Source organism: Cellulosimicrobium sp. SJTW-1 (assembly GCF_047716875.1).
GTDB lineage: Bacteria > Actinomycetota > Actinomycetes > Actinomycetales > Cellulomonadaceae > Cellulosimicrobium > Cellulosimicrobium funkei.
Genome location: NZ_CP136680.1, coordinates 1,374,437 through 1,387,454 on the forward strand (window position 1 = coordinate 1,374,437; position 13,018 = coordinate 1,387,454).

The 13,018-nt window shown below is 75.1% G+C and carries 11 protein-coding genes; 3 read left to right on the forward strand and 8 right to left on the reverse strand.

Translation table 11 applies throughout. The features are described from left to right. The first annotated feature begins 93 nt into the window (after nucleotides 1-93). Nucleotides 94-885, forward strand: a complete 792-nt coding sequence (locus RSE42_RS06215; RefSeq protein ID WP_415298237.1) for a YidC/Oxa1 family membrane protein insertase — start codon at nucleotides 94-96, stop codon at nucleotides 883-885. A gap of 143 nt (nucleotides 886-1,028) precedes the next feature. Here RSE42_RS06215 and RSE42_RS06220 read toward each other — a convergent pair whose 3' ends face one another. After that, entirely contained in the window at nucleotides 1,029-1,394 is a 366-nt protein-coding gene (locus RSE42_RS06220; protein ID WP_415298239.1) for a DoxX family protein, read from the reverse strand. A gap of 154 nt (nucleotides 1,395-1,548) precedes the next feature. Here RSE42_RS06220 and RSE42_RS06225 point away from each other — a divergent pair, with 154 nt between their 5' ends. Beyond that, the gene (locus RSE42_RS06225) at nucleotides 1,549-1,986 is read left to right on the forward strand and encodes a winged helix-turn-helix transcriptional regulator (protein ID WP_354050884.1); all 438 of its coding nucleotides are present in this window, start codon (nucleotides 1,549-1,551) and stop codon (nucleotides 1,984-1,986) included. A 45-nt stretch (nucleotides 1,987-2,031) separates the two neighbouring features. Here RSE42_RS06225 and RSE42_RS06230 read toward each other — a convergent pair whose 3' ends face one another. The 3 genes from RSE42_RS06230 to aceA all read right to left on the reverse strand — a co-directional run bounded on the left by RSE42_RS06230 (nucleotide 2,032) and on the right by aceA (nucleotide 6,364). Beyond that, complete coding sequence (locus RSE42_RS06230; RefSeq protein WP_396050870.1) at nucleotides 2,032-2,895, reverse strand: hypothetical protein; 864 nt, start codon at nucleotides 2,893-2,895, stop codon at nucleotides 2,032-2,034. Between the two features lie 177 nt (nucleotides 2,896-3,072). Then, nucleotides 3,073-4,788, reverse strand: a complete 1,716-nt coding sequence (aceB, locus tag RSE42_RS06235; protein WP_415298242.1) for a malate synthase A — start codon at nucleotides 4,786-4,788, stop codon at nucleotides 3,073-3,075. Nucleotides 4,789-4,921: 133 nt separating this feature from the next. Beyond that, nucleotides 4,922-6,364 (reverse strand): isocitrate lyase, encoded by a 1,443-nt coding sequence (gene aceA, locus RSE42_RS06240; RefSeq protein WP_232322602.1) that lies wholly within the window; start codon nucleotides 6,362-6,364, stop codon nucleotides 4,922-4,924. A 180-nt stretch (nucleotides 6,365-6,544) separates the two neighbouring features. Here aceA and RSE42_RS06245 point away from each other — a divergent pair, with 180 nt between their 5' ends. Next, nucleotides 6,545-8,038, forward strand: a complete 1,494-nt coding sequence (locus RSE42_RS06245) for a helix-turn-helix transcriptional regulator (protein WP_061266961.1) — start codon at nucleotides 6,545-6,547, stop codon at nucleotides 8,036-8,038. Nucleotides 8,039-8,113: 75 nt separating this feature from the next. Here RSE42_RS06245 and RSE42_RS06250 read toward each other — a convergent pair whose 3' ends face one another. From RSE42_RS06250 to RSE42_RS06265, 4 genes are all read right to left on the reverse strand, one after another. Further along, entirely contained in the window at nucleotides 8,114-9,874 is a 1,761-nt protein-coding gene (locus RSE42_RS06250) for an alpha/beta hydrolase (protein ID WP_415298244.1), read from the reverse strand. A gap of 80 nt (nucleotides 9,875-9,954) precedes the next feature. Beyond that, nucleotides 9,955-11,160 carry an acetyl-CoA C-acetyltransferase gene (locus RSE42_RS06255; RefSeq protein ID WP_415298246.1) on the reverse strand — a complete coding sequence of 402 codons (1,206 nt, stop codon included), beginning with the start codon at nucleotides 11,158-11,160 and terminating at the stop codon, nucleotides 9,955-9,957. Then, entirely contained in the window at nucleotides 11,157-12,314 is a 1,158-nt protein-coding gene (locus tag RSE42_RS06260) for an alpha/beta fold hydrolase (protein ID WP_415298247.1), read from the reverse strand. The genes RSE42_RS06255 and RSE42_RS06260 overlap by 4 nt, the downstream gene beginning before the upstream one ends. Next, nucleotides 12,311-13,015, reverse strand: coding sequence for a CoA transferase subunit B (locus RSE42_RS06265; RefSeq protein WP_051028158.1), 705 nt, complete (start codon nucleotides 13,013-13,015; stop codon nucleotides 12,311-12,313). Before RSE42_RS06265 ends, RSE42_RS06260 begins: the two co-directional genes overlap by 4 nt. Between the last annotated feature and the right edge of the window lie 3 nt (nucleotides 13,016-13,018).

Sequence of the window (13,018 nt, forward strand, 5' to 3'; positions counted from 1 at the left end):
CCGCACCCGCGTCGCTGCGCGGCGTGCTGCTGCCTGCCCACCGCAGGGTGATCGGCGAACGCGTACCCCGCACGTTCGACCGAGGACACCACCATGAACCTGCTCGACCTCCCGCTCGTCTCCACCGTGCTCGACGCCGCGTACCGCTCGCTGATGGGCCTGTCCGACCTGCTCGAACCCCTCGCGGGCGGCGCCGCGGCCGCGGCGGCCGTCGTCCTGCTGACGCTCGCCGTGCGCGCCCTGCTCGTCCCCGTCGGCGTGTCGCAGGCGAAGGCGGAGCGCGACCGCGCACGCCTCGCACCGCGGCTCGCCGAGCTCCAGCGTCGGCACCGGAACGACCCCGAGCGGCTGCGGCGCGCGACCGCGGAGCTCTACACCCGCGAGGGCACGACGCCGCTCGCGGGGTGCCTCCCGATGCTGGCCCAGGCGCCCGTGGTCGGGGTGGTCTACGCGCTGTTCCTGCACGCGGAGATCGCCGGCCACGGCAACGCGCTGCTCGGCCACACCCTGTTCGGCGCGCCCCTGGGCTCGAGCCTCGTCGGCGCGCTCGGGGCGGGTGCCGTGCCGACCGTCGTCGTGGCCGGCGTGGTCGTGCTCGCGATCGCGCTCGTCGGCGAGCTCACGCGCCGCGCCTCCCTGCCCGGCGGTCGGCTCGCGCTGCCCCGGACGACGCCCGGCGCCGACACCGGGCCGAGCATGTCCGGTGCGGCGGTGCTCTCCGGCCCGGGCCTGCAGAACGCGCTCGGTGCCCTGCAGTTCGTCTCCGCCGTGATCGCCTGCTTCGTGCCGCTCGCCGCTGCCCTGTATCTGCTCGTGACGGTGACGTGGACGCTCGGGCAGCGCCTCGTCCTGCGCCGCCGGTACCCGCTCGTCGCGACGGCGTAGCGGAGGCCGCGGGGCTGTCCAGCGGACCGCCGGCCGCGCGAGAGTGTCGGGGTAGGGCCGATCTGTCGCCCTGTCGCGAGGCCGTCCGCGCGGTCCCCGCAGCCACGCGGCGGCCTGGGGGCGGGCCGCGGCCCGCCCGCGGGTCACAGCCCTGCGAACCGGCCGACGGCGACGAACACCGCGAGGGCGAGCAGGACCACGTTCACCGGGACGGCCTTCGCCTCGCCGAGGCGCAGGTGCAGGGGGATCGCGCCGACCTGCGTGAGCGCGAGCCCGACCGCGGCGACGGGGGTGAGCACCGGCGCGACGCCGAGCGCCCAGGGGAGGATCACTCCGACGGCGCCGGCCACCTCGAGCCACCCGATGGCGCGCACGCCCGCCGCGCGCTCGGGCGTGACCCACCGCATCTGCTCCTGGAGCACCGGGATCGGGCGCAGGGCCTTCATGAGCCCCGCGCCGAGGAAGGCGAGGGCGAGCAGACCGGAGGCGATCCACAGGGCGACGTTCATGCGTGAGTCCTTCGAGACGAGGCGGCGACGGCCCAGGCTGGCCGGTCACTCTTTGTGCCTGGGCACATGATGGGTAACCATGAGCACCGGTACACAAGGCACACCGGTGTGCGTGAGGCACACGGAGCAGCACCCGGAGAAGACGGAGACCCCCATGACGACGACGCCCAGCACGGACGTGCCGGTGGTGCGCGAGCTCGCCGAGCGCCACGGCATCCCGGTCGACCGCGGCTGCGCCGCGGCGGAGGCGACGAGCGAGGTGCGCTCGGTCCTCGACCGGGTGGGCGACAAGTGGAGCGTCCTCATCCTGGGGATGCTCTCCGCCGGCCCGCAGCGCTTCACCGAGCTGCTCCACGGGATCGACGGGATCTCGCAGCGCATGCTCACCCTCAACCTGCGCCAGCTCGAGCGGGACGGCCTCGTGAGCCGCACGGTGCACGCCGTCGTGCCGCCGCGCGTCGACTACGCGCTCACAGGGCTCGGCGAGACGCTGCTGCCGCCCGTGCTCGCGCTCGTCGAGTGGGCGCTCGCCCACACGCGCACCATCCGCGAGAACCGCGACGTGTTCGACGCGCGCCGCCCCGTGGGCTGACCGGGCCGTCCGGCCCGCGGGGCGTCGACCAGGTCGGAAGGGCGGTCAGCCCGCGAGCGGGTCGGCCGCGCGCAGGTACCAGGGCTCGTACCGTTCCAGCGAGAGCGTCCAGAGGCCGGGGGCGCCTGCCGGCACCGCGAGGCACACGTTGCCGGTCACGGTGTCGCCCGAGCCGATGAGGCCCGTGCTCACGAGCGCGTGCGGCACCGCGCCGCACCCGCCCTCGGCGTGGACGCCGTCGTCGCCGACGAACCCGACGTCGACCGCGCCCCACGCGGTCACCTGCGAGCTGGACCCGGTGTAGGTGGCGGTGACGGGCACGATCCAGTACTCGACGCCGTCGGGCGGCGGGGCGTTGACGTCGTCGTGCGCGAGCACGTCCGCGGTCGCCTCGTACGGCTCCTCGAGGAGGACCTCCCACTCCTCGCCGCCGATCGTGTACCCGTCGAACAGCCACGGGTCGTCGCGGGTGCCCGTGCCCTCCCAGTCGCCCTCGGGCCAGTCCTCGTCCGACCAGCCGTCGCCCGGCCACTCGTCGCCGTACGCGTCGTCGGTCGGGGCCGTGACCCACGCGGCGATCCGGGCGCCGGCGTCGGTCGCGACGCCCGCGGCGTACCCCGTCCCGCCCCCGACCACGAGGCACACGACCCCGACGAGCAGCCCGACGGCCGTCCGAGACAGACCGCCACGCCCCGGTGCCGCGCGCGGCGGGGCCGGCTGCGGGACGTGGGGGTGCGGCGGTCCCGGGTGCGGTGCGAGGGGCTGCGGGGCGCCCGCGTACGGAGGGCCGGGGTGCGCTGCGGACGGCGGCGCCGCGTACGGGTTCGGGTGCGCGGCCGGGCCGGGGGAGGAGGGCGGCGGGCCGGGAGGGGGCGTCGGCGAGGACGGCGGCGTCACAGGGGTGCTCATGGTGCTCCGGTGTCGTGCGGGCGGGCGCCCGGACGACAGGTGCCACCGTGCGTGGCCGGATGCTCCCACACTGCGGTCTCCGCCGTCGAGGGCGATGGCACGCGCCCGTGAGCACGGCCTCGGTGCCGCCGCCGGGTGGGGCGACGGCACCGGGGCCGTGGAGGGCGGGAGACCGCGCTACGGCTGGTCCACCTCGGAACCCACGAGGAACTGCGAGTACGCCCCGATGGTGAGGAACGTCGGGAAGTCCTCGGCGAGCGCGACGGCGCGGAACACGTGCGCGGCGTCGTCGATCCGGTTCCCCGGGGTGCGCGGCAGGTCGTCGACGATCTCCGCGAGCAGCGCCTCGACGCGCTCGCGCGTGATCGGCACGCCGTTCTCGGTGCGCGTGCCGGACGCGATCCACTGCCACACCTGCGACCGCGAGATCTCGGCCGTCGCGGCGTCCTCCATGAGGTGGTCGATCGCGGCGGCCCCGACGCCGCGCAGCCACGACTCGAGGTACCGCACCCCGACGGAGACGTTCGAGCGCAGCCCCGCAGCGGTGACGGTGGCCCCGGCCCGGCGGGCCGACCCGATGTCGAGCAGCTCGTGCTGGCCCACCCGGACGTCGTCGCGCTGCCGCGAGACCTGGTTCGGCGCGTCCCCCAGCACCGCATCGAACTCGGTGCGCGCGACCTCGATGAGGTCGGGGTGCGCGACCCACGTGCCGTCGAACCCGTCCGTCGCCTCCCGGCGCTTGTCCGCGCGCACCTGCTCGAACGCGCGCTCGGTGACGTCCGGCCGACGGCGGTCCGGGATGAACGCGCTCATGCCGCCGATCGCGTGCGCGCCGCGCCGGTGGCACGTCTGCACGAGCAGCTCGGTGTACGCGCGCATGAAGGGCGCGGTCATGGTGACCTGCGCGCGGTCGGGCAGCACGTACGAGTCGCCGCGCGTGCGGAACGCCTTGATCACGGAGAACAGGTAGTCCCAGCGCCCGGCGTTCAGCCCGGCGCAGTGGTCGCGCAGCTCGTGGAGGATCTCCTCCATCTCGAACGCCGCGGGCAGCGTCTCGATGAGCGCCGTGGCGCGGATCGTGCCCTGCGGCAGGCCGAGGTAGTCCTGGGCGAGCACGAACACGTCGTTCCACAGCCGGGCCTCGCGGTGCCCCTCGAGCTTGGGCAGGTAGAAGTACGGGCCTCGCCCGCGCGCCACGAGCTCGTGCGCGTTGTGGAACAGGTACAGCCCGAAGTCGACGAGCGACGCCGACGCCGAGACGCTCACGCCCGCCCGGTCGACGTACCGCATGTGCTTCTCGATGAGGTGCCACCCGCGCGGGCGGAACACGATCGTCGGGAGGTCGGTGAGCGTCGTCGAGCGCAGGCGGTACTCCTTGCGGTGCTCGCCCGAGCCGGTCGTGTGCGTCAGCGTCCCGCGGATCGCGTCGTGCAGCGCGAGCTGGCCCTCGATCACGTTGCGCCACGTGGGGCTCGACGCGTCCTCGGCGTCTGCGAGCCAGACCTTGGCGCCGGAGTTGAGGGCGTTGATCGTCATCTTGGGGTCGGTCGGGCCGGTGATCTCGACGCGGCGGTCCTCGAGTCCCGGCGCGCCGGCCGAGCCCGCGACGCGCCACGACGGGTCGTCGCGCACGGGCCGCGTCGAGGCGCGGAAGTCGGGGTCGATGCCGTCCGCGACGTCCTGGCGGCGCTGCTGGCGGTCCATGAGCAGCTCGTGGCGGCGCGCCACGAACCGGTCGTGCAGCAGCGTGAGGAAGTCGAGCGCCTCGGGCGTGAGGATCTCGCGGTAGCGCTCGCCCAGCGTGCCGGTGACGCGCAGGGTCCCGGTGACCCGCGGGCTGCTCGCGGGGGCAGGGGACGACGGGGGAGAGGTGGTCGTGGTCAGCGTGGTCATGGCGTGCTCCGAAGGTCGATGTCGCGAGGTAGAGCTCTGGCAGGCCGAGGTAGGGCCTGGGTCCCGCGAGGTAGAGGCGTGGTCATGACCAGGCCTCTACCTCGCGGGACCGCTCCTCTACCTCGCGAAGGGCTTAGTGGAACTGGGCGGTCTCGGTGGACCCGGCGAGCGCGAGGGTGGCGGCGTCGGGGTTGAGAGCCGTGGCGACCCGGTCGAAGTAGCCGGTGCCGACCTCCCGCTGGTGGCGGGTGGCGGTGTAGCCGTCGGCCTCGGAGGCGAACTCGGCCTCCTGCAGCTCGACGTAGGCGGACATCGCGCGCTCGTTGTAGCCGCGCGCGAGCTCGAACATGGAGTGCGAGACGGCGTGGAAGCCGGCCAGCGTGATGAACTGGAACGCGTAGCCCATCGCGGCGAGCTCCTTCTGGAAGCTCGCGATCTGGGCGTCGTCGAGGTGCTTCTTCCAGTTGAACGACGGCGAGCAGTTGTAGGCGAGCTTCTTGCCCGGGTGCTGCGCGTGGACCGCCTCGGCGAACGTCCGCGCGAGCTCGAGGTCGGGCTCGCCCGTCTCGACCCAGATGAGGTCGGAGTACGGCGCGTACGCGAGGCCGCGCGCGACGACCGCGTCGAAGCCGGGGCGCACCCGGTAGAAGCCCTCGGACGTGCGCTCGCCGGTGAGGAACGGCTGGTCGCGCTCGTCGACGTCGGACGTGAGGAGGTCCGCGGCGAGCGCGTCCGTGCGGGCGATGACGATCGACGGCACGCCCGCGACGTCGGCCGCGAGACGCGCGGCGTTGAGCGTGCGGATGTGCTGGCTCGTGGGCACGAGCACCTTGCCGCCGAGGTGGCCGCACTTCTTCTCGGACGCGAGCTGGTCCTCCCAGTGCACGCCCGCCGCGCCCGCGGCGATCATCGAGTGCATGAGCTCGTAGGCGTTGAGCGGGCCGCCGAACCCGGCCTCGGCGTCGGCGACGATCGGGGCGAGCCAGTCGCGGTCGGGCGCCTGCCCGTCCGACGCCGCGCGCTCCGCCGTCTCGATCTGGTCGGCGCGCAGGAGCGCGTTGTTGATGCGGCGCACGACGGCGGGCACGGAGTTGGCGGGGTAGAGCGACTGGTCGGGGTACGTCTGTCCGGACAGGTTGGCGTCGGCCGCGACCTGCCACCCGGACAGGTAGATCGCCTTGAGGCCCGCCCGCACCTGCTGCACGGCCTGGTTGCCGGTGAACGCGCCGAGCGCGGCGACCCACTCCTCGGTGTGGATGAGGTCCCACAGCGTCTCGGCGCCGCGGCGGGCGAGCGTGTGCTCCTCGCGCACGGAGCCACGCAGCGCGACCACGTCCTCGGCGGTGTAGTCGCGCTGCAGGCCGGCCCAGCGCGGGTCGGTCGCCCACTGCTCGGCGAGCTCGGCGGCGCTCTGCGTCTGGTCGCCCGGACGGGCGGACGGGCGCGAGGCGTCGCCCGGGGTCGGGGCGGAGCCGGGGCCGGTGACCGTCGCCGTCGTCGCGACGGCGCCGAGCGGGCGGGCGCCGCCCGCGTACTCGGACGGGGAGCGGCGGCTGACGATGGTGGGCCTGTTCACGGGTGCCTCCTGGTGGTGCGCCGGCCCGCGTGGTGCGGGCCGGCCGGGCCGGTCGGTGGACCTCGGCGAGGTCCGTGCTTCGACCTTCCTCCCGCCTGCAAGCCCTTCTCAAGCCAGATCGGACGAAAGAAACGCGGTTCTTCTCTTGTGCGCAAGGAGTGGCGCGTGTCACTCTCAGTCATGGCTATCCCGACGACGCGACCGGCCGGAATCGCGGAACATGCGGAAATCCCGCTCGAGAGCGAGCCCGACGCCCTGACGATCGGCCGCAGGATCCGGCACCTGCGCACCGCGCGCGGCATGACCCTCGACGAGCTCGGCGCCGCGATCGGCCGCGCGCCGTCGCAGGTGTCGCTCCTCGAGAACGGCAAGCGCGAGCCGAAGTTCGGCCAGCTCCAGGCGGTGGCGCGCGCGCTCGGCGCGAGCCTCGACGACCTGCTCTCGCCGGAGGCGCCCTCGCGCCGGGACGCGCTCGAGATCGAGCTGGAGCGCGCGCAGCGCGGCCCGCTCTTCGACGCGCTCGGGCTGCGGCCCGTGCGGGTGGGCAAGTCGCTGCCCACCGACGCGCTCGAGACCATCGTCGCCCTCGAGCGCGAGCTCCAGCGCCTGCACACCGAGCGCGCCGCCACGCCCGAGGAGGCGCGCCGCGCGAACGCGGAGCTGCGCGCGACCATGCGCGCGCAGGACAACTACTTCCCCGAGCTCGAGGACGCGGCGGCCGGGCTGCTCGACGGCGTCGGGCACGCGGGCGGGCCGATGCCCCAGCGCGTCGCGGCCGACCTCGCCGCCCACCTCGGCTTCACGCTGCACTACGTCGGCGACCTGCCGCACTCCACCCGGTCCGTGCTCGACCTGCGCCACCGCCGCGTGTACCTGCCGAGCAACGGGATGCGCGGGCGGTCCAACGCGACGTCGGCGCTGCTCCAGGCGCTCGCGCCGCACGTGCTCGGGCACGCGGAGCCGCGCGACTACCGCGAGTTCCTCCGCCAGCGCGTCGAGGCCAACTACCTCGCCGCGGCGCTCCTGCTCCCGGAGCGGCACGCGGTCAAGGCACTGCGCGCCGCGAAGGACGCGCGCGAGATCTCCATCGAGGACCTCCGGGACGCGTTCGCGGTGTCGTACGAGACCGCCGCGCACCGGTTCACCAACCTCGCGACGAAGCACCTCGGCATCCCGGTGCACTTCATGAAGGTGCACGAGTCCGGGGTGATCCACAAGGCCTACGAGAACGACGGCGTGCGCTTCCCTGCCGACCCGCTCGGCGCGGTCGAGGGGCAGTACGTGTGCCGGAGCTGGACCGCGCGCACCGTGTTCGCCGTCGAGGACCGGCTCAGCCCGTTCAGCCAGTACACGGACACCCCGAGCGGCACCTACTGGTGCACGTCGCGCGTGCAGGCGTCGGCCGACGGCGAGTTCTCCGTGAGCGTCGGCGTCCCGTTCGCGCACGTCAAGTGGTTCCTCGGGCGCGACACGACCGAGCGGCTCGTGTCCCGCTGCCCCGACGGCGCGTGCTGCCGCCGCCCGCCCGACGACCTCGCCGACCGCTGGGCCGGCCACGCCTGGCCGAGCGCCCGCCCGCACGCGTCGATGCTCGCGGCGATGCCGACCGGCGCGTTCCCCGGCGTCGACCAGACCGAGGTCTTCTCGTTCCTCGAGGCCCACGCGCCGGGTTAGCCGGCCCGTGCCTGCGCGCGCTCCGCCCGGTGCGCGCCGTCCGTGCGAGCCGGGTCGGCGGACGCCGGTCGGCCGTCAGCCGATCGAGCCGCCCTCGACGGGAGCGACCATCGCGTCCTTGAGGCGCGCGGTGTCGGCGTCGGTCCAGCCGTCGGGCGCGTGCAGCGCGGCGAAGCCGTCGGCGTACTCGAGCTGGTAGACGTGCCCGTGGCCGGGCGGGATGTCGGACGCGGCCGCGACGAAGAGGTCGCCCGTGAGCTGCCAGAACGTGACGAACGGGTACCAGCGCACGTCGCCGAGCACGTCGGGCCCGCGCGGCTCGCGGAGCCAGTCGGGCTCGGACCACAGCGTCTCCGGGCCCCACCAGGTGACGCCGTCGGACGCGTGCTGGAGGTACACGACGCGCGGCTCGTCCCAGCGCGGGCCGGGGCCCCAGAGGTCCGCGACGCCGGTCGCGACCGGGTCGCCCCAGCGGACCTGGCGGCCCTCGTCCACCACGGGGGCGTACTCGAGCGACCCGGGGTCGCGCGCGTCGGTGAGCTCGCGCCACATCGGCGTGAACCCGGGCGTCCCGGTGAACATCGCGCCGTCGGAGCGCGCCTCGACGTCCTGCACGCCGCTGAACGCGCCCTGCATCCCGAACGACCCGAGCGAGATGCCGAACGCGAGCAGGCGCGGGCGGTCGTCCTCGGGCAGGTCCGACCACCGCGCCCACACCGCCTCGAACAGCGCCTTGCCCGCGGCGGGCGGGGTCGAGCGGTCGCCGACGAAGCTGATCCAGCTCGGCAGGTAGGAGTACTGCATGCTGGCGATCGCGGTGTCGCCGCCGTGCATGAGCTCGAGCGCCTCGACCATGGCGGGGTCCACCCAGCCGGTCCCGGTCGTGGTCGCGACGACGAGGACGGACCGGTCCCACGCGTCCGTCCGGTCGAGCTCGTCGACGACGCGGGCCGCCGTGGCGTCGAGGTCGCCCTCGGGGTCGAGGCCCGCGTACGCGTGGATCGGCTCGCGCACGTCCGCGGGGTCGACGACGTCGCCCGCCGCGGCGAACGCGCGCAGCTCGTCGAGGGTCGGGCCGGAGACGACGAACTTGCGCCCCTCCGCGCCGAGCGAGTCCCAGGGCTCGAGGGAGTCGGGGGAGCCGGACCGCTCGGGGAGCGTCGGGGGCGTGAGCCGAGGGCTGATCTCGGCGTTCGCCGCCGCGTAGACCGAGTTCAGCGCGCTGAGCGTGCCTGACCAGATGACGCCGTTGAACAGCAGGACCACGACGACGGCGACCGCGACGCCGCTGACGAACCGCGCCACGGGGGCAGGCACGACCTTGCCGACGAGGACGCTCAGCCATCGGGCGACGCGGCGCAGGCCGCGGCCCGCCTGGAGCACGAGCAGCGCGACGGCGAGCGCCGCGAGCAGCGTGACGACCTCGCGTCCGGGGACATCCTCCGACATGCCGAACAGGTGCCGCAGCTCGATCTGGCGCCGCGCCCCGAGGATCAGCGCCAGCGGCACGAGCACGACGGTCGCCCCGGCGAGCACCCACCACGCGATCCGGCTCGCGCGCGCGGTCCACCGGATCCGCAGCCCGACCTTCACAGCGAACCACTCGACGAGCGCGCCGACGGCGTACCCGCCGACGGCGCTCACGCCCGAGATCACGGCCTGGTAGTACCAGGCGCGCGGGATGAGCGACGGCGTGAACGACAGGCAGAACCAGGCGAGCGCAACCACGAGCCCGGTCGCGGAGAACCGCCGGAGCCACCGCCCCCACGCGCCGTGCCGGGGGCGCTCCTCGTCGACGGGCTCGGGGGCGCGGGTCTCCGTCGCGGTGGGCTGCACCCCGCGATCGTAGGCGCGGCGCCCCGAGCCGTCCCCTCGAACGGCCGGGGCGCCGTCGGTCCACCGGACCCGGGCGAGCCCTACGCCTCGAGCAGCAGCGCCTCGCCCTGGCCCCCGCCGCCGCACAGCCCGACGGCGACGCGCCCGCCCCCGCGGCGCGCGAGCTCGTGCGCCGCGTGCACGGCGAGGCGGGCGCCGGACGCGCCGATCGGGTGCCCGAGCGAGATGCCGCCACCGTGCACGTTGACGACGTCGGGCGAGACGCCGAGCACGCGCGTGGAGACCGCGACGACGGTCGCGAAGGCCTCGTTGATCTCGACGAGGTCGAGGTCGTCGACCGTCCACCCGGCCCGGTCGAGGGCCTGCCGGATCGCGCGGGCAGGCTGGGAGTGCAGGGACGTGTCCGGGCCGGCGACCTGGCCCCACGTCCGCACGGTCGCCAGCACCGGCGCACCCGCGGATTCGGCCCGGGCGCGGGTGGTCAGCACGAGCGCGGCAGCGCCGTCGGAGATCTGCGACGCGTTGCCCGCGGTGATGGTGCCCTCGGGGTCGAACGCGGGCCGCAGGCGCGCGAGGCCTTCGACGGTCGTGTCGGGGCGCACGCCCTCGTCGTCGCGCACCTCGACCGGCTCGCCCCGGCGCTGCGGGACGCTCACGGGGGCGAGCTCGGCGTCGAACAGGCCGTCCTTCGCCGCGGCCGCGGCGCGCTGGTGCGAGGCCGCCGCGACGGCGTCCTGCTCCTCGCGGGAGACGAACACGTCGCCCACGTTGGTGCGCTCGGTCGAGACGCCCATGGAGGCGTGGTCGAACGCGTCGGTGAGCCCGTCGCGCGCGACGGCGTCGACGAGCGTCGCGTCCCCGAACGCGAACCCGGCGCGCGACCCGGGGAGCAGGTGCGGCGCGTTGGTCATGGACTCCTGACCGCCGACGAGCACGACCTCCGCCTCGCCGGAGCGGATCATCCGCGTGCCGTCGATGACGGCGGTGAGCCCCGAGAGGCACACCTTGTTCACCGTCACGGCGGGCACGTCCAAGCCGACGCCCGCGGCGGCGGCCGTCTGGCGCGCGGGGTTCTGGCCCGCCCCGGCCTGGAGCACCTGGCCGAGCACGACGGCGTCGACGGCGTCCGCGCCAAGGCCCGAGCGCTCGATCGCGGCGCGCGCGGCGACGGCGCCGAGCTCGACCGCCGTCAGCGCGGCGAGCGAGCCCTTGAGACGGCCCTGGGGCGTGCGGGCGGCGGCGACGACCACGACGTCGTGGGGGGAGTGCGGGGTGGTGGTGCTCACGGCTGAACCTCCAGGGGTGCGGACGGCGGTGTCTGCGCGGGCGCCGGGGGTGTGGCGCCCGCTCGTGCGGCGGCGGCGTCGACGTCGGCAACGGCAGTGTCGACCAGCCCGAGCAGGAGCCCGAGGAACACGTCCGGCTCCTCGAGGTGGGGGCTGTGCCCGACGCCGGGCCGCACCTCCTCACGGTACCGCCCGCCCGCGGCCGCGTAGGCGTCGAGGACGGCCCGGGTCTGGGCGACCATCGGCTGCGGCGGGTGCGTCTCGGCCCCGGGCCAGCCGGGGACGGCGCCGAGCGCGCCGAGCTGCGCGAGGTCGAACAGCGACGTGTCCGAGACGATCGCGTCGGCGTCGCCGCGCACCCACAGGACGGGCGCGGTGGCGCCGGACGTCGCGAAGCCGGACAGGTCGCAGTACTTCGCGCTGATCGCGTTGTTCATGCCGCGCGTCCCGGGCGCCACGCCGGGCCACGTGCGCGACGCCGTCCGGTCGCCCGGGTAGCTGTCGTCGCCCGTGCGCGTGGAGAGCACGGAGTCGAGCAGGAGCTCCTCGAGCGCGCCGAGCGGCTCGGCGAGCGCCGCCGGGTCGGCGACGTAGAACCGGCGCAGCACGTCGCGGGGCGACCCGGCGTCCTCGCTGCGGTCGCCGGCGGCGAGCGCCGCGACGAACGCGGGGTTCGCCGTCCCGCCGCCCGATCCCGCGAAGTCGGGGGAGAGCGGCGTCCCGTCGACGTCGCGCGTGCCGCCGAACCCGTACGGCGACATGGGAGCCTCGAGGAGGATGCCGTCGAACAGGTCGGGCCGGTCGGTCGCGAGCTGCAGCACGACGCCCGCCCCCGCCGAGTGCGCGACGGCGACGAGCGGGCGCGCGAGGTCGAGCGCGTCGAGGACGGCCGCGACGTCGTCGGCGAAGTCCCGCACGCCGCGCGTCGCGTCGACGGGCCGGGGCTCGGCGTCGCCGTACCCCCGCAGGTCGACGGCGACGCCGCGCACGTCGGCGGGGAGCGCGCGCAGCAGCGGGTCGAAGAACGCCGACGACGAGCAGTTGCCGTGCACGAGCAGGACCGTGGCCCGCACGTCGCCGTCGGCCACGACCTCGCGCACGTGCTCGCGACCGCGCGGGGTCGGGACGTCGCGGCGCAGCACGTCGCGCGTCACGACGGCGTCCCCGCGGCCTGCGTGGACGGTCCCGGGCCGGCGTCGGCGACGTCGAGCGGGGCGTCGTCGAGCGCGACGGCGAGGTCGGGCTCGGTCGCGGCCCGCACGTCGTCGACGCTCACGCCGGGCGCGGTCTCGCGCAGCACGAGGCCGTCGGGCGTCACGTCGATCACCGCGAGGTCGGTGATGACCCGGTGCACGACCCCGCGTCCCGTGAGGGGCAGCGAGCACGAGCGCAGGATCTTGGGCGACCCGTCGCGCGCCACGTGCTCCATGAGCACGATCACGCGGCCCGCCCCGTGCACGAGGTCCATCGCGCCGCCGGGGCCCTTGACCATCTTGCCGGGGATCATCCAGTTGGCGAGGTCGCCCGTCTCGGAGACCTGCATGCCGCCGAGGATCGCGGCGTCGATCTTGCCGCCGCGGATCATGCCGAAGCTCAGCGCGGAGTCGAAGAACGCGGCGCCCGGCAGGACGGTGACGGTCTCCTTGCCGGCGTTGATGAGGTCGGGGTCGACGGCGTCCTCGGTCGGGTACGGCCCGACGCCGAGGATCCCGTTCTCCGACTGGAGCACGAGGTGCTTGTCCGCGGGCACGTAGTTGGGCACGAGCGTCGGCAGGCCGATGCCGAGGTTGACGTACCAGCCGTCCTGGAGCTCGCGCGCGGCGCGCGCGGCCATCTCGTCGCGGGTGAGCGGCACGGC